12 protein-coding genes are annotated in these 19,887 nt (G+C 66.1%); 9 read left to right on the plus strand and 3 right to left on the minus strand.

From position 1 onward, the window contains the following. Nucleotides 1-4: 4 nt before the first annotated feature. Nucleotides 5-2,089 (plus strand): sensor histidine kinase, encoded by a 2,085-nt coding sequence (locus ACLIIZ_RS07020; protein WP_416691404.1) that lies wholly within the window; start codon nt 5-7, stop codon nt 2,087-2,089. A 6-nt stretch (nt 2,090-2,095) separates the two neighbouring features. On the opposite strand, the gene gpmI is transcribed toward ACLIIZ_RS07020, so the two are convergent. Then, nucleotides 2,096-3,733, minus strand: coding sequence for a 2,3-bisphosphoglycerate-independent phosphoglycerate mutase (gene gpmI, locus ACLIIZ_RS07025; RefSeq protein WP_416691405.1), 1,638 nt, complete (start codon nt 3,731-3,733; stop codon nt 2,096-2,098). Nucleotides 3,734-3,886: 153 nt separating this feature from the next. Between gpmI and ACLIIZ_RS07030 the strand changes: the two genes are divergently transcribed. The 8 genes from ACLIIZ_RS07030 to ACLIIZ_RS07065 are packed head-to-tail and all read left to right on the plus strand — an operon-like array spanning nt 3,887 to nt 16,993. Then, nucleotides 3,887-6,844: an EAL domain-containing protein gene (locus tag ACLIIZ_RS07030; RefSeq protein WP_416691406.1), complete on the plus strand. Its 2,958-nt coding sequence runs from the start codon at nt 3,887-3,889 to the stop codon at nt 6,842-6,844. Then, complete coding sequence (locus ACLIIZ_RS07035) at nt 6,841-9,063, plus strand: PAS domain-containing protein (protein ID WP_416691407.1); 2,223 nt, start codon at nt 6,841-6,843, stop codon at nt 9,061-9,063. Before ACLIIZ_RS07030 ends, ACLIIZ_RS07035 begins: the two co-directional genes overlap by 4 nt. Further along, nucleotides 9,060-10,376: a response regulator c-di-GMP phosphodiesterase, NosR family gene (gene nosR, locus ACLIIZ_RS07040; protein ID WP_416691408.1), complete on the plus strand. Its 1,317-nt coding sequence runs from the start codon at nt 9,060-9,062 to the stop codon at nt 10,374-10,376. Before ACLIIZ_RS07035 ends, nosR begins: the two co-directional genes overlap by 4 nt. Then, the gene (locus ACLIIZ_RS07045; RefSeq protein ID WP_416691409.1) at nt 10,373-10,933 is read left to right on the plus strand and encodes a response regulator; all 561 of its coding nucleotides are present in this window, start codon (nt 10,373-10,375) and stop codon (nt 10,931-10,933) included. Before nosR ends, ACLIIZ_RS07045 begins: the two co-directional genes overlap by 4 nt. 1 nt (nt 10,934) lies before the next feature. Continuing rightward, nucleotides 10,935-11,579 carry a GTP-binding protein gene (locus tag ACLIIZ_RS07050; RefSeq protein WP_416691410.1) on the plus strand — a complete coding sequence of 215 codons (645 nt, stop codon included), beginning with the start codon at nt 10,935-10,937 and terminating at the stop codon, nt 11,577-11,579. Beyond that, nucleotides 11,576-12,784 carry a sensor histidine kinase gene (locus tag ACLIIZ_RS07055; protein ID WP_416691411.1) on the plus strand — a complete coding sequence of 403 codons (1,209 nt, stop codon included), beginning with the start codon at nt 11,576-11,578 and terminating at the stop codon, nt 12,782-12,784. The genes ACLIIZ_RS07050 and ACLIIZ_RS07055 overlap by 4 nt, the downstream gene beginning before the upstream one ends. Further along, nucleotides 12,777-15,017 (plus strand): ATPase, T2SS/T4P/T4SS family, encoded by a 2,241-nt coding sequence (locus tag ACLIIZ_RS07060; RefSeq protein WP_416691412.1) that lies wholly within the window; start codon nt 12,777-12,779, stop codon nt 15,015-15,017. Before ACLIIZ_RS07055 ends, ACLIIZ_RS07060 begins: the two co-directional genes overlap by 8 nt. A 2-nt stretch (nt 15,018-15,019) precedes the next feature. Then, nucleotides 15,020-16,993: a bacteriohemerythrin gene (locus ACLIIZ_RS07065; RefSeq protein ID WP_416691414.1), complete on the plus strand. Its 1,974-nt coding sequence runs from the start codon at nt 15,020-15,022 to the stop codon at nt 16,991-16,993. On the opposite strand, the gene ACLIIZ_RS07070 is transcribed toward ACLIIZ_RS07065, so the two are convergent. Further along, complete coding sequence (locus ACLIIZ_RS07070) at nt 16,990-18,066, minus strand: GGDEF domain-containing protein (RefSeq protein WP_416691415.1); 1,077 nt, start codon at nt 18,064-18,066, stop codon at nt 16,990-16,992. The two genes, ACLIIZ_RS07065 and ACLIIZ_RS07070, sit on opposite strands and share 4 nt — an antisense overlap. A gap of 182 nt (nt 18,067-18,248) precedes the next feature. Continuing rightward, the gene (locus ACLIIZ_RS07075) at nt 18,249-19,886 is read right to left on the minus strand and encodes an electron transfer flavoprotein-ubiquinone oxidoreductase (RefSeq protein WP_416691416.1); all 1,638 of its coding nucleotides are present in this window, start codon (nt 19,884-19,886) and stop codon (nt 18,249-18,251) included. Nucleotide 19,887: the final 1 nt, after the last annotated feature.

Raw genomic sequence — 19,887 nt, forward strand, 5'->3', positions numbered from 1 at the left:
GGCGATGCGCGCCTTTCTCGGCTGGCTCGCCTCGTTCCGTCTGCGCATCCTGCTGCGCACCTCCTTCCTGTTCCTGGCGCTGGTCGTCGTGCTGATGACGGTCAGCGTGCTGCAGGAGGAAAAGCAGCGCAGCTTCAACAACTACCAGGCCGGCCTGGAGAAGACCAAGGAGCAGATCGTCGCCCGCCTGCATCACCCGGCCGGCCAGCTGGCGCTGCTCAACCCGCGCTGGGACGCCGCTTCGGCGGCGGCCGGGCGGCCGCTGGTGCTGCCTTTTTCCGGCATCGATTTCGACGACCAGAACAAGGTCAGGAACGCCATCGAGATGGCCAACTGCCTGATCCAGTATCCCGATCATGGCAGCCTCTGCGTCGCCATCGGCAACAACCCCTGGGCCGGTGGTTTCATCTACGTTGCCGGCACCTTCGCCAGCGAGCCGCTGCTCGCCCACCGCATCGGCGACGAATTCCTCGACGGCGCGCACCGGCTGCGTGTCACGGTCCGCCTCGGCGAGCAAAGCTGGCGCTGGATCGCCCCCTTCGAAACGGTGAACGGTGCCCCGGCGGGGGCCGATGAAGGCGTCCGCGGCCGCTTCACCGGCTATCTCGAACGGCCAGGCCGCGATTACACCGGCGCCCGCCCGCAGCGCGAATTCCGCGGCTGGGTCTGGCAGCGCGGCCGCTGCCTGGAAGCGGCGGACGACCCCGAAAACTGCCGACGCAAAGCCTTCTTCTCGCTGCGCCTGCCGATCGAAAGCCTGCGCGCGGCGATCCTGCAGCCGGGAAAACCGGCCTGGCCGCCGGCCGACCTCGATCAGTACCGGGTGCAGGTCGAAGTGCTGCCGCCCGGCGACGGCCCGCCACGCTTCGCCAGCGACCGCCCCGGCGTCGAACCGCCGCCCTTCGCGCTCGACGCCATGGCCCGCCTGCTGCAGCCGGGCGAAACCCTGACCCTGGCCCGCCTGCAGGACGAGCGCGAATTCCCGGTAGCGCGCCTGGCCGGCCGCGACGAGGCCGGCGAGACGTCGTCGCCGCTACTGACCCGGCTGATCCGCCACCTGCCGGTCGACACTCTGGACACCCCGGTGGTCGAACTGGAGGACGAAATCGTCACCGGGCTGGGCAGTTACCGGCTGCGCCTGGTCGGCGACGCGCGCAGCGTGGACCAGCGGCTGTCGGCGGTCGCCACCCGGCTGTCCTGGTTCTTCAGCGCCATGCTCGGCGCCATCGCGGTCGCCTGGCTGGTCATCGAGGCCGGGCTGATCCGCCGCATCGCCCGGCTGACCCGGCGCACCCGCGGCCTGTCGCGCTCGGTGCAGGCCGACGGCGGGCTGGAGCGCTACGAACTGGCCGACCTGCGCGGCCGCGACGAACTCGGCCTGCTCGCCAGCGGCCTCGACGACCTGCTGCGCCGGGTGCGCGAGGACGCCGGGCGCGAGCGCATCCGCGCCGCGCAGGAAAAGGACATGTGGCACGCCGTCGGCCACGAGATCATGTCGCCGCTGCAGAGCCTGCTGGCGCTGCACGGCGACCCGGCCGACCCCAGCCATCGCTACATCAGCCGCATGCAGCAGGCGGTGCGCGTGCTCTACGGCAGCGCCAGCCCGAGCGAGGCCTTCGCCGGCAGCCAGCTGGAAATCGCCAGCCTCGACCTCGCCGCCTTCCTGCGGCACGTCGCCGAAAACGCCGGTATCGCCGACCTGAGCTGCGCCGGCGTCGACGCACCGGTGCTCGTGCGCGCCGACGAATTCGCGCTGGAAGACGTCCTCGCCCATCTGCTGCGCAACGCCGAACGCTACCGCGCGCCTGGCTCGCCGATCACCCTGACGCTGAGCGCCGACGAACACCAGGCCAGCGTCAGCGTCGCCAACCGCGGGCCGGGCATTGCCGAAGAGATGCTGGAACGCATCTTCGAGTACGGCGTCTCCGACCAGGCCGACGCCGGCGCCGCCGGCAACCGCGGCCAGGGGCTGTTCGTCGCCCGCACCTACATGGCCAAGATGGGCGGCACCATCGTCGCCCGCAATAGCGCCGACGGCGTCGCCTTCGTCCTCAGCCTGCCGCGCGCCGACTTCGCGCCGGCGCGCTGAGCGGCGTCACTCGCCGAGGGTCAGCAGGCTCTCGTCCCAGGCCGGGTGCTTGTCGAAACCGAGCAGGTTGGCGACCGTCGCCGCGATGTTGGAAAGGCCGGCGTCCGCCGTCTGGCGCAGGCCGAGGCGGGCATCGCCGCTGGCGTTGAAGAGGATCAGCGGCACCGGGTTCAGGGTGTGCGCGGTCTTCGCCTTGAACGAACCGTCGGCGTTGCGTGCCGGCTGCTTGCTCTTCTTGTCGAGTTCGAACATCTCGTCGGCGTTGCCGTGGTCGGCGGTGATCAACGCCACGCCGCCGGCCGCTTCGACCGCTTTCAGCACGCGGCCGAGCGCCAGGTCAACGGCTTCGACGGCCATCGTCGCGGCGCGGAAGTTGCCGGTGTGGCCGACCATGTCGCCGTTGGCGAAGTTGCAGCGCAGGACCTTGTACTGGCCGGAGGCGATTGCCGCCACCATGGCGTCGGCGATTTCCGCCGCCTTCATCCACGGCCGCTGCTCGAAGGGAACGACGTCGCTCGGCACTTCGAGATAGGTTTCGCCGTCGAACTTGCCGGAGCGGTTGCCGTTCCAGAAATAGGTGACGTGGCCGAACTTCTGCGTCTCGGAACAGGCGAACTGGGTGATCCCGGCCTTGCTGAACCATTCGCCGGAAGTGTCGCGGATCGCCGGCGGCGGCACCAGGAAGCGCTCGGGCAGGTGCAGGTCGCCGTCGTACTGGAGCATGCCGGCGTAAGTGACGCGCGGATGGCGGACGCGGTCGAACTTGTCGAAATCGGCCTCGACGAAGGCGCGGGTGATTTCCAGCGCGCGGTCGCCGCGGAAGTTGAAGAAGACGACGGCGTCGCCGTCCTCGATGCTGCCGAGCGGCTTGCCGTCGGCGGCGATGACGAAGGGCGGCAGGTCCTGGTCGATGGTGCCGGGATACTGCGCGCGCAAGGCTTCGACCGCCGCGCTGGCACTGGCGAACTGCGGTCCTTCGCCGAGCACGTGGGTGCGCCAGCCGCGTTCGACCATCGGCCAGTTGGCGTCGTAGCGGTCCATCGTGATGTTCTGGCGGCCACCGCCGGAAGCGATGCGGGCGTCGAAGCCGGCATCGCTGATGCCGGCGAGGAAGGCCTCGAACGGCACGACGTAGTCGAGGGCGCTGGTCTCCGGCACGTCGCGGCCGTCGAGCAGGACGTGGATGCGTACCGTCTTCACCCCTTCCGCCTTGGCCCGCTCGACCATCGCCCGCAGGTGGTCGATGTGGCTATGCACGTTGCCGTCGGAAAAGAGACCGATGAAATGGAGAACGCCGCTGCGCGCCGCGCCGACGATCTCCTGCCAGGCCTGACCGGCCCAGATCGTGCCCTCAGCGATCGCGTTGGCGACCAGCGCCGCCCCTTGCGCATAAACCTGACCGGCGCCGATCGCGTTGTGGCCGACTTCCGAATTGCCCATGTCGTCGTCGGACGGCATGCCAACCGCGGTGCCGTGCGCGCGCAAACGGATGTGCGGGCTGCTCGCGAACAGGCGGTCGAGATTCGGCTGGCGCGCTTCGGCAATGGCACTGCCGACGGGGTTTTCCGGCAGACCGTAGCCATCCATGACGACGACGACGAGCGGACCGGCCACGCCGGCAAAGGAGTCGAGTTTCTTCAGCATCGGGTTCCCTACAAAAAAACGGGGCGAAAACGCCGCCGGCGCCTGGACAATCCGCCCAGAAAAATGGAGTTGCGGTATTTTAACGCTTGACGCTTGCCTGAACGGCTGGCGCAGGCCAAAATGACAACAATAACAAATGTAAGAGGAAACACGATGGCTGACCTTGCTGCCTCCGATGCCAAGACACCCCGTCCGGTAGTGCTTGCCGTCGATGACATGAAGGCAAACCTGGCCATCGTCGTGGCCATGCTCGAAGACCTCGAGATTGAGGTCCGCTGCGCCGAAAGTGGGGAAGCCGCGCTGCGTGCCGCCGTTGAGCCCCCCCAGCCCGACCTCATCCTGCTCGACGTCATGATGCCGGGGATGGACGGCCATGCCGTGCTCGCCCGCCTGCGTGCCGACCCCGCCACCAGCCAGATCCCGGTGATCTTCGTCACCGCCCTCAACTCGCCCAACGACGAGCAGAGCGGGCTGCTCGAAGGCGCCGTCGATTACATCACCAAGCCGCTGACCGCTTCGACCTTGCGCGCCCGGGTCAAGAACCACCTCGAACTGAAGTGGGCACGCGACCGCCTGGCCCGCCACAATGCCAACCTGGAAATCGAGGTGCAGCGCCGCCTGCTGGAAAACCAGGACCTCGCCGCCCGCCTGCAACTGACCCTGTCGGCCTCTGATCTCGGCATCTGGGAATACCATCACGACGACGACCGCCTCGACTGGAATCCCGACCTCTGCCGCATACTGGGCGTCGACCAGGCGCCGGGTACGCTAGCCGCCGCGCTGCCGCTGATCCATCCCGACGAACGGCGGCTGGTCATGGCCGCCATCCGCAAGCCGCCACCGCAGGGCAGCGAAGCGCAGGTCCGCGAATTCCGCCTGCGCCACGCCGACGGCCACTGGCTCTGGGTCGAAGGCCGCGGCCAGGCGCTCTATCGTGATGCGGATGGCGAGCCGCTGGTCAGCGCCGGCACCATCGCCGACATTACCCGGCGCAAGGAAATCGAGATCGAGCGCCAACTGACCTCGGTCGTCTTCACTGGCATCAACGACGGCATCTGCATCGCCGACCCGGCCAGCCGCATCCTCAGCGTCAACGAAGCTTTCTGCCGCATCACCGGCTACAGCGCCGAGGAAGCGATCGGCCAGACCACCGCCATCCTGCGTTCCGGCAAACACGGCCCGACCTTCTACCGCAGCTTGTGGCAGAGCCTGGAGCAGAGCGGGGGCTGGCAGGGTGAAATCACCAACCGGCGCAAGAACGGGGAGCTCTATTCGGCCTGGCTGAGCGTTTCCGCGATCCGCGACCCGCATGGCCGCGTCACCCATTACGTCGGCCTGATCAGCGACATTTCCGAACGCCTGGAGGCAGCCGAGCGCATCCAGTACCTGTCCAGCTTCGACCCGCTGACCGACCTGCCGAACCGCACCCTGCTCAGCGACCGCCTCGCCCAGGCACTGCACAACGCCACCCGCATGGCGCGCCAGACGGCGATCCTGCTGCTCGACCTCGACCGCTTCAGGGTGATCAACGAGAGCTTCGGCGCCCTGTTCGGCGACGCGCTGCTGCAGGAAGTCGCCCTGCGGCTGAAGACGCTGGTGCGCGACGGCGACACCGTCGGCCGCCGGTCCGGCGCCGAGTTCGGTTTCGTGATGGTCAACCTGGAGCATGAGAGCGACATCATCGCTCTCGCCCAGCGCCTGCTCGACGCTCTCAGCCAGCCCTTCACGATCAACGGCCAATCGGTCTCGCTCAATGCCTGCATCGGCATCAGCCTCAGCCCGCGCGACGGCGGCTCTGTCGACGAACTGATGAAGACCGCCGACGTCGCACTGTCGCGCGCCAAGCACGCCGGCAGCAACGTCTTCCGCTTCTATTCGCCGGAGATGGATGCCGACGCCACCCGCCGCCTGGCCCTGGAAAGCGCGCTGCGCAGCGCGCTGGACAACTGCGAGCTGGCGGTTTACTACCAGCCCCAGGTCAGTCTCGACAGCGGGCGGCTGATCGGCATGGAAGCCTTGCTGCGCTGGCACAGCCCACAGTTCGGTACGGTCTCGCCCGGCGAGTTCATCCCGCTCGCCGAAGACAACGGCCTGATCGTGACGATCGGCGAATGGGTGTTGAAAACCGCCTGCCGCCAGGCCAGGCGCTGGCTCGATCTGGGCATCGGCTCGCCGCTGCGGCTGGCGGTCAACCTGTCGGCTCGCCAGTTCCGCCAGGCCGACCTGACCCGTATGGTCGGCCACGCCCTCAGCGACAGCGGTCTGCCGGCCGCCGCGCTGGAACTTGAAATCACCGAAAGCGCCTTCATCGACGACGTCGACCAGGCGATCGCCATGTGCCACGCCCTGAAGAAGCTCGGCGTCAAGCTGTCGCTCGACGACTTCGGCACCGGCTACTCGTCGCTGTCCTACGTTTCACGCTTCCCCTTCGACAAGATCAAGCTCGACCAGAGCTTCGTCTGCGACATCATCGAAAACCCGGTCAACGCCGCCATCGCCACTGCCGCCATCGTCATGGCGCGTAGCCTGAACCTGGCGATCCTCGCCGAAGGCGTCGAAACCGAGGCCCAGGCCCGCTTCCTGCGCGGCCGCCGGTGCGACGCGATTCAAGGCTACCTGTTCGCCCCGGCGCTGCCGGTCAACGAATTCGAACAACTGCTGACCGGCCGCCAGACGCTGCCGATCGCCGATCTACCGTCGGTCGGCGAGAACACGCTGCTCATCGTCGATGACGAACCGAACATCCTGGCCGCCCTGTCGCGCCTGCTACGCCGCGAGGGCTTCCATATCCTGACTGCTGAAACCCCGTCCGCCGCCTTCGAACACCTGGCCAAGCACCCGGTGCAGGTCGTCCTCTCCGACCAGCGCATGCCGGAAATGTCGGGCAGCGAATTCCTCTCCCGCGTCCGCCAGCTCTACCCGGACACCGTGCGCATCGTCCTCAGCGGCTACACCGACCTCGACAGCGTGACCAGCGCGATCAACCAGGGCGCCATCTACAAGTTCCTGACCAAACCCTGGGACGACGACGCGCTGCGCGAGGAAATCCGCGACGCCTTCCGCCTGGTCAAGGAAAGACGCCAGCACTTCGCCACCAGCCACCAGACATGAGCGAACTGCCCTTCCTGGTTTGGGCGCTCGTCGCCCTCGGTAGCGGACTGCTGATCCATCAGCGCTGGCGCATCGCCGGCCTGCGGGCGGAGCAAGGGCGTTACCAGGCGATTTTCGACAATGCCTTGGTCGGCATGGCCAATTCGACCCCGGCGTTGCGCTGGACCGACGCCAACCCGACCCTTTGCCAGATCCTCGACCAAAGCGTGGCAAACCTGACCGCCGTCGACTGGCTCGACTTCGTGCACCCGGAAGACCGCCCGGTCACCCAACGCCTGCTCGACGCCATCCGCCACGGCGAACGCGCTACCGGCACGCTCGAAGTGCGCTGCCTGCGCCGTGACGGCAGCATCGTCTTCGTCAATCTCGGGATGCAGGCGATCCGTGGCGACAGCGGCGAACTCGACTCGCTGTTCATGATGATCGAGGACATCACCCAACGCCAGGTCGCGGAAACGCAGTTCGCCAACCAGGTGAACCGTTCGCTGGTCCTGATCGAACTGCCGCGCCAGGCCGAACTCCTCGACGAGCGGGAATTCATGCGCTACGCGCTGGAGCGAGCCGAGGCGCTGACCGGCAGCCGGATCGGCTTCATGCATTTCGTTAACGACGACGGCGAAAACATCGAACTGGCGATCTGGACCCGCAAAACGGTCGAGCACTACTGCACGGCAGTCGCCGATCGCCACTACCCGATCAGCCAGGCAGGCATCTGGGCCGACGCCGCCCGCACCGGACAGGCGGTGATGGTCAACGATTACGCCGCCGCCGAAAACAAGCGCGGCCTGCCGGAAGGCCATTCGCAACTGACTCGCCTGCTCAGCGTGCCGGTGGTCGAAAATGGTGTCGTCCGCATGCTCGCCGGCGTCGGCAACCGGGAAAGCGACTACGCGGCTTACGACAGCGAGACGGTGCAGTTGATCGCCAACGAAACCTGGCGCATCGTCCGTCGCCTGCGGGCGGACCGGGCCTTGCGCCTGGCCATGCAGGTGGTCAACGCGAGCCCGGTGGTTTGTTTCCGCTGGGCGGCGACCACTGGCTGGCCGGTCGTCTTCGTTTCCGAAAACGTCCGCCAGTGGGGCTATACCCAGGAGCAGTTGCAGTCCGGCACCCCCTCCTTCTCGAGCATCATCCACCCCGACGATCTCGCTCGGGTCTGCGACGAAGTCGCCCGCCACACCGCCGCCGGGCTCAACGCCTACGAGCAGGAATACCGCTTGATCACCGCCCAGGGCGAGGTGATCTGGGTAGTCGACCGGACCAAGGTCAGTCGTGACGCGCAGGATCAGCCGACGTACTATGACGGTGTGATCACCGACATCAGCGAACGCAAGCAGCAGCAACTGTTGATCGCCGACGCCCTGGCGCAGCAACGGGTTCTCAACAAGCGCCTGGAGGAAGCCAACAACCAGTTGCTGCAATCCGAAAAAATGGCCTCGATCGGCCAACTGGCGGCCGGCGTCGCCCACGAACTGAACAACCCGATCGGCTTCGTGCACTCCAACCTCGGCACCCTCGACGGCTACATCCGCGACCTGATGGCAATCATCGACGCTTACGCCGCGAAAAGCGGCGACGACTACCCGCACCAGAAGGAAATGCAGTTGCTGCGCGAGGAGCGCGATTTCGATTTCGTCCGTGAAGACATCTTCAAGCTGTTGGCGGAATCCAAGGACGGCCTCGCCCGCGTGCGCAAGATCGTCCAGGACCTGCGCACCTTCTCGCGCGTCGACGAGCAGGAATGGCAGGAAGCCGACCTCCACGAAGGGCTCGATTCGACGCTCAACATCGTCTGGAACGAACTCAAATACAAGTGCGAGGTGGTCAAGGACTACGGCGACCTGCCGCCAGTCTATTGCCTGATCTCGCAACTCAACCAGGTATTCATGAACCTGCTGGTCAATGCCGGCCACGCGATCGCCGTCAAGGGCACGATCACCATCCGCACCCGGCAACTCGACGAGGCACGGGTCAGCGTCGAGATCAGCGACACCGGCTGCGGCATCGCCCCGGAGAACCTCAACCGCATCTTCGAGCCTTTCTTCACCACCAAACCGGTCGGCAAGGGTACCGGCCTCGGTCTCTCGCTTGCCTACGGCATCATCCAGCGCCACCACGGCTCCATCGCCGTCACCAGCGAACCCGGCCGCGGCAGTACCTTTCGCGTCATCCTGCCAATCCACCCGCACGGCACCGGCATACCCGAGGACCAGCCATGAACGAAACCAGTCAGGCCCCCACCCTGCTCCTGGTCGACGACGAACCGAGCATCCTGTCGGCCTTGCGCCGCCTGTTCCGCCCGCAGGGTTACCGCATCCTGACCGCCGAAGGCGGTGCCGCCGGCCTCGCCATCATGGAAGGCGAAGCGGTGAATCTGGTGATTTCCGACATGCGGATGCCGGAAATGGACGGCGCCACCTTCCTCAAACAGGTCCGTGAACGCTGGCCGCAGACCAAACGCATCCTGCTCACCGGCTACGCCGACATCACCTCCACCGTTTCGGCGATCAACGAGGGCGAAATCTACCGCTACATCGCCAAGCCCTGGGACGACAAGGAAATGCTCGCCGTCGTCCGGGAAGCCTGCGAACACCAGCGTCTGGAACAGGAAAACCGGCGTCTGACCGAACTCACCCAGGCCCAGAACGAAGCCCTGAAAACCCTCAACGCCAGCCTCGAACAGAAGGTTGCCGAACGCACCGCCGAACTCAGCCAGGCGCTGACTTTCGTCGAGCAGGCGCATGGCGAACTGAAGAAATCCTTCATGACCAGTGTCCAGGTCTTCGCCGGCCTGATCGAACTGCGCAGCGGCCCGCTCGGCAAGCAACTGGCCGGCCACGGCCGGCGCGTCGCCGAACTGGCGCGCAGCCTCGCCCGCCACCTCGGCCTGGCCGAAAGCGACGCCCAGAACATCCTGCTCGCCGGCCTGCTGCACGACATCGGCAAGCTCGGCCTACCCGACGAACTGCTCGGCCGCCCGTTCAACATGCTGAGTGCCGAGCACCGTGCCCAGGTAATGAAACACCCGGTGGTCGGCCAGAACATCCTGCTCGGCATCGAACGCTTCAAGGAAGCCGCGGTGCTCGTCCGCCACCACCACGAGTCCTACGACGGCAGCGGCTACCCGGACCATCTCGCCGCCATGGCGATTCCGCAGGGTGCCCGCATCCTCGCCGTCGCCAACGATTACGACGCGCTGCAGGTCGGCACCCTGGTGCAGCGCCCGCTGAAACCGGCCGAGGCACTCGACTTCCTGATCGAGAATCGCGGCAAGCGCTACGACCCGGCAGTGGTCGACGCGCTGGTCAGGCTGGTCGCCGAAACCGTCAAGGGCGGCCCGCAGGAAATCCCGCTGCGCACCATGCACCTGAAACCCGGCATGACGGTCAGCCGCGACCTGATGCACCGCGACGGTTACCTGCTGCTCGCCGCCGGCAGCGTGCTCAACAGCGACATCATCGGCCAGTTGATCCGTCTGGAACAGGTCGAGCAGCAAAATCTCACTGTCTATATCCGCCAGGAGGAAAAATGAGCCGCATCCTGATCGTCGACGACGAAGCATCGATCCTCAAGGCGCTGCAACGCCTGTTGCGGGTCGCTCCCTGCACCTACGGCAACCGCCGCTTCACGCTCGAGGTGCACACCGCGACCTCGCCGCTGCACGCCCTGGAACTTGCCCGCCATGAAGAATTCGACCTCTTCATCAGCGATTACCGGATGCCGGAAATGGACGGCATCGAGTTCCTCAAGCACGCCAAGGCCGTGCAACCCGACGCGGCGCGCCTGATCCTCTCCGGCTACGCCGACCTCAACGCCCTGGTGCGGGCGGTCAACGAAGTCGGCATCGACCGCTTCATCGGCAAGCCGTGGAACGATTACGACCTGATGTCGGCGATCGGCCAGGCGCTGGCGCACCGTGAGCTGCTGCTGGAAAACCGCCAGCTCGCCGACCTGGTGCGCGTCGAGATGGGCGACAAGACGCCGGAACAGGTCGAGGCGGAACGTCTGGAACGCCTGGAACCCGGCATCACCAAGGTCAACTGGGGACCGGACGGCTCGGTGCTGCTCGACGAGGCAGGGGCCGACTGAAATGCCTGACCAGGACGGCAAGCGCCTGAGCTTCAAGCTGGTCTATTACGGACCGGCGCAGAGCGGCAAGACGACCAACCTGCTGGCGCTGCACGAACAACTGGCCCCCGAGCAGAAGGGCGAAATGATGAGCATGGAGACGCAGGACGACCGCACCCTGTTCTTCGACCTGCTGCCGCTCGGTTTCCACGCGCCCTCCGGGCTGTCGATCCGCTGCCGCTTATTCACCGTACCCGGCCAGGTCGCCCACGACGGCACCCGCAAGGCGGTGCTGTCGCGCGCCGACGGCGTCGTCTTCGTCGCCGATCTCCAGCGCAACCAGGAAACCAACAATGCCGAAGCCTTCCGCAGCCTGAGCGAGAACTGTGCGCGCGTCGGCATCGACCTCGAGCGCCTGCCGCTGGTCGTCCAGTTCAACAAGAGCGACCTGCCGAGCGCCATCCCGCAGACGGAAATCCGCGAGCGCTGGCAGTCGGCGCCGTGGCCGCTGCATTTCGCCTCGGCGCTGCATGGCGAAGGCGTACGCGAGACCTTCGCCAGCCTGCTCGGCGCCCTCTACCGGCGCCAGGACGAGGCCTGCGGCCTGAGCCGCGAACATGGCCTGAACGAGGCCGCCTTCGTCGCCGGATTGATGGGGACGCCATGAGCGGGGCGCATTTCGACCATGACTGGCAGCTCGGCGAGCTGATCGACAGCCACGAACTACCCGAACTGGCCGCCGCCCTCGCCCGCCTGCTCGGCGGCGATCTGGCGCTGGCCGACGGCAGCGGCCGCATCGTCTGGGGCACGGCCAGCCCAGGCGCCCGCCGGCAAGCGGTGGTGATCGAACTCGACCCCGTCGCCACCCTGTGCAGCGCCAGCGCCAGCGCCGATGCCCTGACGGCGGCCGGCGAGCTGCTGCACGACCTGCTGCGCACCCGTATCCGCTACCGGATGGCGTCGGCGCTGCATCTCGAAGTGGTGGCCGAGGATTTCGCCAGCCTGAAGCGCGAACATGCGCGCCTCGCCGAATCGGAAGCCCGCTACCGCCAACTGGCGAGCGAGCTCGACGCCCGGGTCAAGACCCAGCTTGCCGAACTGGAAGAGCGCCAGCAGATGCTCTACGCAGCGGAAAGGCTCGCCTCGATTGGCCAACTGGCGGCCGGCATGGCACACGAAATCAACAACCCGCTGGGCTTCGCGCGCAGCAACCTGGGCAGCTTCCGCGGCTATTTGCAGAAATTCGCCGCCCTGCGCGACGATCTCGACCACGCCCGCGCCGCCTGGCAGGCGCTCGACCTCGATTTCCTGCTCGCCGACGGCGACGAACTGCTCGATGAAACGCTCGCCGGACTCGAACGCATCGCCCACATCGTCGCCGACCTCAAGGCCTTTTCCAACGTCGACCGCAGCAGCGAAGCCTACGCCGACCTCAACACCTGCCTGCGCGAAGCCGCCGCCGTGATCGAGGCCCAATTGCCGGCCGGCATCGGCCTGCGCCTCGACCTGCTGCCCTTGCCGCCCATCGTCTGCCTGCCCGGCCATCTCAAGCAGGCCTTCTACAACATTCTGCACAACGCCCTCCAGGCCATCATCGATAGCGGCCGGCCGGGCACGATCATCCTCTCTTCCGCCGCCGAAGCCGGACGGCTGACCGTGCGCATCCGCGACAACGGCATCGGCATGCGCCCGGAACAACTCGCCCACGCCTTCGAACCCTTCTACACGACGCGCGACGTCGGCCATGGCGTCGGTCTCGGGCTGGCCACCGCACGCAGCATCGTCGTCGCCCACGGCGGCAAGATCACGCTCGACAGCGCCGTGGACGCCGGTACCACCGTCACCCTCAGCTTCCCGATCCCGGATGACTGACTACAGCAACCTGTTCACCGGCAAGCAGACGGTCGCCCAGGCCCCGGCCACGCATCTGACGCCCCCCCGTTACCGGCTGCTCCTGGTCGACGACGAGCCGGGCATCCTGCGCGCGCTGGTCCGCGTCTTCCGCCAGGAAAACTACGAGGTGATCAGCGCCAGCAGCGGCGAGGAAGGCCTGCAGCGCCTCGCCGAAGGCAGCTTCCACCTGGTGATCAGCGACTTCCTGATGCCCGGCATGGACGGCGCGCGCTTCCTGCGCGAGGTCAAGGAGAAGTCGCCCGACACCATCCGCATCATGCTCACCGGCCACGCCAACACCGACGCGGTGATGGGGGCGATCAACGACGGCGCGGTCTACAAGTTCATCCTCAAGCCGTGGAACGACGACGACCTGCGCATCACCGTCGCCCTGGCCCTCGAACAGCACGACCTGATCAGCCGCAACCGGGTGCTGAAGGCGGACAACGAGAAGAAGCAGAAGGAAATCTCCGCTCTGTCGCGGCTGGCGGCGTCGCACCGCAGCCGGCTGGGCATCATGCTGCACAAGCACCAGTTGCTGAGCGCCGCCCAGTTGCAGGAGCTCAGCCAGCTCCAGGAAAGGCGCAAGGAGGCGTTGATCGTCCTGTTGCTGGAAAAGGACTGGGTGCCGGAACGGCGCATCCGCGAGTTGCTGCGCCGCGAAATGCTGATCGACGAAGTCCAGTTGCCGGAATTCCAGGTCGACAGCGCACTGACCGAACTGATCCCGCACAGCTTCTGCGCCCGCCAACTGGTGGTGCCGCTCAAGCTGCAGGGCCGCCGCCTGCTGCTGGCGATGGCCGATCCGCTCGACGAGGGGCTGATCGACGAGGTGCGTTTTGCCGCCGGCCTCGACATCGACGTCGTCACCGCCGACATCGCGGCGATCAAGCGCAAGATCGAGGAACTTTACGGCACCGACACCAGCGATTTCCGGGAACTGGAAACGCTGATCAGCACCAGCGACCCCTACGAGGGCATCGAGATCGTCATCGACGACGACGCGCAGGCCAGCCTCGAGGAGTTGCTGCAGGAAACGACGGCGCCACCGGCGATCCGGCTGGCCAATGCGATCATCCTCGAAGCGATCCGTCTCGGCAGTTCGGACATCCACATCCAGCCGCGCACCAAGAGCGTCGTCGTCCGCTACCGGATCGACGGGGTGCTGGCCGACAAGATCAGCATTCCCCACCAGCTGCACCAGTCGCTGGTGTCGCGCCTGAAGATCATGGCCGAGCTCGACATTTCCGAGCGCCGGCGGCCGCAGGACGGACGGATCACGGTGAAGACGCCGCTGCGCCTCGTCGACCTGCGCATCTCGACGCTACCGACGATCAACGGCGAGAAGGTGGTGATGCGCATCCTCGACCGCAACGCCGCCGTGCACTCGCTGGAACACCTCGGCTTTTCCGCCGTCGATCTGCCGCGGGTCGCCGACATGGTGGCCCGACCGCAGGGCATCATCCTCGCCACCGGCCCCACCGGCAGCGGCAAGACGACGACGCTCTACTCGCTGCTGCAGCACGACGCGACGCCGGGCAAGAACTACGTGACGATCGAGGACCCGGTCGAGTACTACCTCGACATGGCCGGCCAGGTGCTGATCCGGGAGAAGATCGGCCTGACCTTCCCGATGGTGCTGCGCGCCCTGCTCCGCCAGGACCCGGACGTCATCCTGCTCGGCGAAATCCGCGATTTCGAGACCGCCGAGGTCGCCTTCCATGCCGCGCTGACCGGCCACCTCGTCTATTCGACGCTGCACACCAACTCGGCGATCGCCACCATCGCCCGCCTGTTCGACCTCGGGCTCAAGCCCTACGTGATCGCCACCGCCCTCGAAGGCATCATCGCCCAGCGCCTGGTGCGCCGCGTCTGCCCGAAGTGCAGCAAAGTCGGCGCCGCCGACCCGCTGCTGCGCGCTCGCCTCGGCGGTGCCTTCGCCGACATCCGCGAGACCCGCCGCGGCGCGGGTTGCGGCGAATGCCACGGCAGCGGCTACAAGGGACGGGTCGGCATCTACGAGGTACTGACGCTCAACGACGAGTTGCGCGACCGCATCGGCAGCAGCGCCAGCATCCTGGAAATCCGCCGCCTGGTCCGCCACCAGGGCCTGCGCAGCATCGCCCACCACGCCGCCGAGCGGGTCGCCGCCGGCATCACCACTTTCGAAGAAATCCTGCGCGTCCTCGGGCCGCAGGCCGGGGAGGATTGACCATGGACGCCTTTGTCTGGGACCAGCGCTTCACCACCGGCGAGCCAAGCGTCGACGCCGAGCACCGGGAACTGGTCCGCCTGATCAACCAGATCATCGAATCGCAATCGAAATACGCCAACACGGCGACCATTGCCACCATCCTCGATCAGCTAGTTGCCTATGCCGCCCTGCATTTCGCCAACGAAGAGGCGCTGATGGCCGAATGCGGCTGCGATCCCCGCTTCATCGCCAAGCACACCGCCGTGCACACGGGTTTCGCCGACCAGGTGATCAAGCTGAAGAGCATGCCGGCCGGCAGCATCACCCTGCCCAATCTGGTCAATTACCTCACCGCCTGGCTGGCTCAGCACATCCTCGGCATGGATCAGTCGATGGCTCGCCAGATCAACGCCATCCGCGCCGGCAGCAGCGCCGCTGCCGCCTATGCCGCCGAGGACGCGCACGTCCCCGACCCGGCGACTTCCAGCATGCTCGACGCGATGGCGGCGCTGTTCCGCATCATCAGCGAACGCAACGATGCCCTGGACGAGGCCAACCGGAGCCTGGAAGCCAAGGTGGCCGAGCGTACCGACGCGCTGCGCGAAAGCAACCGCAAACTGCTCGAATCCGAACATCGGCGCTCCAGCGAGGCCCGCCGCCACCTGCAACACTTCCTGTCGCAGATCATCGACGGCGATCCAGTGCCGACACTGGTGATCGACGCCGAGCACAAAATCACCCACTGGAACAAGGCCTGCGCGGCAATCTGCGGCCTGCCGGCGGAACAGATGGTCGGCAGCAGCGAGCAGTGGAAGGCCTTCTATCCGGAAGCGCGGCCGATCATGGCCGACCTGATCGTCGATGGCAGCCTGGAAGAGCGCATCGACAGCTATTACCACAATATCTTCCGCCGCTCGCCGACGGTCCCGGACGCCTTCGAGGCCGAAAGTTTCTTTCCCCATCTCGGCGACGGCGGCCGCTGGCTGTTCTTCACCGCCGCGCCGATCCGCAATGCCGACGGCGCTGTCGTCGGCGCCATCGAGACCCTGCAGGACGTCAGCGAACGGCACCACGCGGAAGAACAGCTCCTCAAACATCAGGAACAACTGGAAGCCCTGGTCGCCGAAAGGACCGGCGCCCTCGAACAGGCCAACCGACAACTGGAACGCGAGCAAGCCGAGCTGACCGCGCTGCTGCACAAGGTCGAGGAAGCACAGCAGCAGTTGCTGCAGTCCGAGAAGATGGCGGCGATCGGCCAGCTGGCCGCCGGCGTCGCCCACGAAATCAACAACCCGATCGGCTTCGTCAATTCCAACCTGAGTTCGCTCAAACATTACGTCGAACAGCTACTCTCCGTCATCGCCGCCTACGAAGGCGGCAACGCCGAGGCCATCGGCGCGGCGCGGCGTGCCGCCGACCTCGATTTCCTGCGCGATGATCTGCCGGCGCTGCTCGCCGAATCGCAGGAAGGTCTCGGCCGGGTGACGCGCATCGTCCAGGATCTCAAGGACTTCTCCCGCGTCGACCAGACCGAACGCCAGCATGCCGACCTCAACGCGGCGATGCAGAGCACGCTCAACGTCGTGCGCAACGAGCTGAAGTACAAGGCCGACGTCATTCTCGAACTGGGCGAGATACCGGAAGTCGATTGCGTCCCGGCGCAGATCAACCAGGTCTTCATGAACCTGCTGGTCAACGCCGCACAGGCGATTCAGGAACATGGCAGGATCACCGTCCGCTCCGGTGTCGCCGGCGAACGGGTGTGGTTCGAGGTCGAGGATACCGGGCGCGGCATGAGCGACGCGGTACGCCAGCGCATCTTCGAGCCCTTCTTCACGACCAAGCCGGTCGGCAAGGGAACCGGTCTCGGACTGTCGATTTCCTACGACATCATCGTCAAGAAGCACCGCGGCTACATCGACGTCGACAGCGAGCCGGGCAAGGGCAGCCGCTTCCGTATCTGGCTGCCGATCAAGGCGGCGGCACCGGCTTAGAACAGTTCGGCGTCGCCGTAGCTGGGGCTGGGAAAAATGCCGCTGGCGACCAGTTCCTGGAAATCGTAGACGCGGTTGCGGCCGTCCTGCTTGGCCTGGTAGAGGCTGCGGTCGGCCCGGCTGAGAACTTCCACCGGCAGGATTTCCGGATCGACTTCGGCGTAGCCGATGCTGACCGACAGACGGTCGATGCGCGGAAAGCTGTGCGCCTCGATCGCCAGCCGCACGCGCTCGAAGACGTTGCGGGCGATCGCCTCGTTCTCGGCGGCGACGATGGCGACGAACTCCTCGCCGCCGTAGCGGTAGAGCAAGTCCGAGGAACGGAAGGTGTTCTGCATCAGGCGCGAGACGAGAAGCAGGATCTCGTCGCCGACCATGTGGCCGAAGGAATCGTTGATCCGCTTGAAATGATCGATGTCGATCACCGCCAGCCAGTACTTGCCCTGCCCCTGGTGGCGGCGGCCGTCCTGGCGCTCGAGGAAGGTCTCGGGCTGCGCCATCGCCGACCAGATGCGTTCGAAATTGTTTTCCAGCGCCTGGCGATTGAACAGCCCGGTCAGGCGGTCGCGCTGGCTGACATCGAGTAGCGCGTAGTAGTTGGAGAAGACTTCGAGGACACCGCGGATCGTTGCATCCTCGTTGGCCGACACCTCGTGATCGCGGCGGAAGACGAAATAGCCGCAGACCTCGCCGGCACCGAGCAGGGGGTAGGCGATCAGCATGCCGCCTTCGAGCACCCGGGTGCAGGGCTTGCCGAGCAAGCGGACATTGTCGGTCAGGGCGAGGACTTCCGGCGCCACGTCGGAAAGCTGGACGATTTCCTCGATCCGTTCGAGCATGCGGGCAACACCATCGCCATCGACGACCTTAGAACGGTGGTAATGGATGACGCGGACCAGCAACTGCGCTTCGTCGAGCCGGTAGAGAGAGGTATCGAGGACACCGAGCAAGGGCCCCAGCGTGCGCAGCAGACTTTGCTCGAGCAACTCGGTATCGCGGATCGAGGTCATCACCCCCAGTTTGCCGAGCAAACCGGGAACCCTCAGCGGATTGCTGTTATTCAACATGCGCATGGGTAGAACAGTCGGTAAAGCCATTGCGGGAAGAGGCTGGACATGTTAACTCCTGCCCACCATGATTTGAGCTTATTTTGTAAAAAAGATTAAAAAAAACGGGGCCTTACGGCCCCGGAAAAGTATGAAGACAGAGGTCGTTTGCTGTTCTCCCTCAAATCTCCAACGCAGAGTTGCTCTGATCACATGTTCGGATAGTTCGGCCCGCCACCGCCTTCCGGTACCGTCCACACGATGTTCTGGGTCGGGTCCTTGATGTCGCAGGTCTTGCAGTGCAGACAGTTCTGGGCGTTGATCTGCAAGCGCGGCGCGCCTTCGTCCTCACCGAGGATTTCATAGACGCCGGCCGGGCAGTAACGCGTTTCCGGCGCGCCGTACTTCGCGTAGTTGATCGACACCGGCACCATCGCGTCCTTCAGCCGCAGGTGGCTGGGCTGATTTTCCTCGTGGTTGGTCGCCGACAGGAAGACCGACGACAGGCGGTCGAAGGTCAGCTTGCCGTCCGGCTTCGGATAGTCGATCTTCGCGTAGGCGGTCTTTTCACCCAACTGCGAGTGGTCGTCGTGATGCGCCATGGTCCACGGCGCCTTGCCGCGGAACAGGAAGGTGTCGAGCGCACCGTAGGCAAGTCCGCCCCACAGCCCCCACTTGAACGCCGGGCGCACGTTGCGCACCCGGTGCAGTTCGTCCCACAGCCAGTTGTCGCGCAGTGCCAGCGGGTAGGCCTGGGCTTCCCGGCCACCTTCGGCGTCGGCCAGCAGCGCGACGACGGCATCGGCGGCAAGCATCGCCGACTGCATCGCCATGTGCGTGCCCTTGATCTTCGGCACGTTGAGGAAGCCGGCGGTATCGCCGACCAGCAGGCCACCGGGGAAAGTCAGCTTGGGCAGCGACTGGAAGCCGCCTTCCGACAACGCGCGGGCGCCGTAGGAAATGCGCCGGCCGCCTTCGAAGAAGCCGCGGATCGCCGGGTGTGTCTTGTAGCGCTGGAATTCCTCGAACGGCGACAGCCAGGGATTCTTGTAGTCGAGACCGACGACGAAACCGACGGCGACCAGGTTGTTTTCCAGGTGGTAGAGGAAGGAACCGCCGTAGGTGTCGTTGGCCAACGGCCAGCCGACCGAGTGCACGATCAGCCCCGGCTGGTGTTTCGCCGGATCGATTTCCCACAGTTCCTTGATGCCGATGCCGTAGGTCTGCGGATCGGCGCCGTCGCGCAGCTTGAAGCGCTCGAACAGTTCGCGGGTCAGCGAACCGCGGCAGCCTTCGGCGAAGATCGTCTGCCTTGCGTGCAGTTCCATGCCCGGCTGGAAGTTGTGGCCGGGCTGGCCGTCCTTGCCGATGCCGAGGTCGCCGGTGGCGACGCCCTTGACCGAGCCGTCCTCGTGGTAGAGGACTTCCGCGGCGGCGAAGCCGGGGTAGATCTCGACGCCGAGCGCTTCCGCCTGCTCGCCCAGCCAGCGGCAGAAGTTGCCCAGGCTGACGATGTAGTTGCCGTGGTTGGCCATCTGCGGCGGCGTCGGCAGCTTGAACGAACCACCTTCGGTGAGGAACAGGAAACGGTCCTCGCCGGCCGGCGTGTTGAGCGGCGCGCCGCGTTCCTGCCAGTCGGGGAACAACTCGGCCAGGGCGCGGGTTTCGATGACGGCGCCGGACAGGATGTGGGCGCCGATTTCCGAGCCCTTCTCGAGCAGGCAGACCGACAGCTCACGGCCGGCGGCCGCCGCCTGCTGCTTGACGCGGATCGCCGCGGTCAGCCCCGCAGGGCCGCCGCCGACGATCACGACGTCGTACTCCATCGCATCGCGATCGGTACGCATG

The sequence above is a fragment of the Azonexus caeni genome (assembly GCF_048146105.1).
Classification (GTDB): Bacteria; Pseudomonadota; Gammaproteobacteria; order Burkholderiales; family Rhodocyclaceae; genus Azonexus; species Azonexus aromaticus_B.

Coding starts and splice junctions, on each gene's coding strand:
- ACLIIZ_RS07020 (WP_416691404.1), top strand. CDS start 5: ATGCGCGCCTTTCTCGGCTGGCTCGCCTCGTTCCGTCTGCGCATCCTG.
- gpmI (WP_416691405.1), bottom strand. CDS start 3,733: ATGCTGAAGAAACTCGACTCCTTTGCCGGCGTGGCCGGTCCGCTCGTC.
- ACLIIZ_RS07030 (WP_416691406.1), top strand. CDS start 3,887: ATGGCTGACCTTGCTGCCTCCGATGCCAAGACACCCCGTCCGGTAGTG.
- ACLIIZ_RS07035 (WP_416691407.1), top strand. CDS start 6,841: ATGAGCGAACTGCCCTTCCTGGTTTGGGCGCTCGTCGCCCTCGGTAGC.
- nosR (WP_416691408.1), top strand. CDS start 9,060: ATGAACGAAACCAGTCAGGCCCCCACCCTGCTCCTGGTCGACGACGAA.
- ACLIIZ_RS07045 (WP_416691409.1), top strand. CDS start 10,373: ATGAGCCGCATCCTGATCGTCGACGACGAAGCATCGATCCTCAAGGCG.
- ACLIIZ_RS07050 (WP_416691410.1), top strand. CDS start 10,935: ATGCCTGACCAGGACGGCAAGCGCCTGAGCTTCAAGCTGGTCTATTAC.
- ACLIIZ_RS07055 (WP_416691411.1), top strand. CDS start 11,576: ATGAGCGGGGCGCATTTCGACCATGACTGGCAGCTCGGCGAGCTGATC.
- ACLIIZ_RS07060 (WP_416691412.1), top strand. CDS start 12,777: ATGACTGACTACAGCAACCTGTTCACCGGCAAGCAGACGGTCGCCCAG.
- ACLIIZ_RS07065 (WP_416691414.1), top strand. CDS start 15,020: ATGGACGCCTTTGTCTGGGACCAGCGCTTCACCACCGGCGAGCCAAGC.
- ACLIIZ_RS07070 (WP_416691415.1), bottom strand. CDS start 18,066: ATGCGCATGTTGAATAACAGCAATCCGCTGAGGGTTCCCGGTTTGCTC.
- ACLIIZ_RS07075 (WP_416691416.1), bottom strand. CDS start 19,886: ATGCGTACCGATCGCGATGCGATGGAGTACGACGTCGTGATCGTCGGC.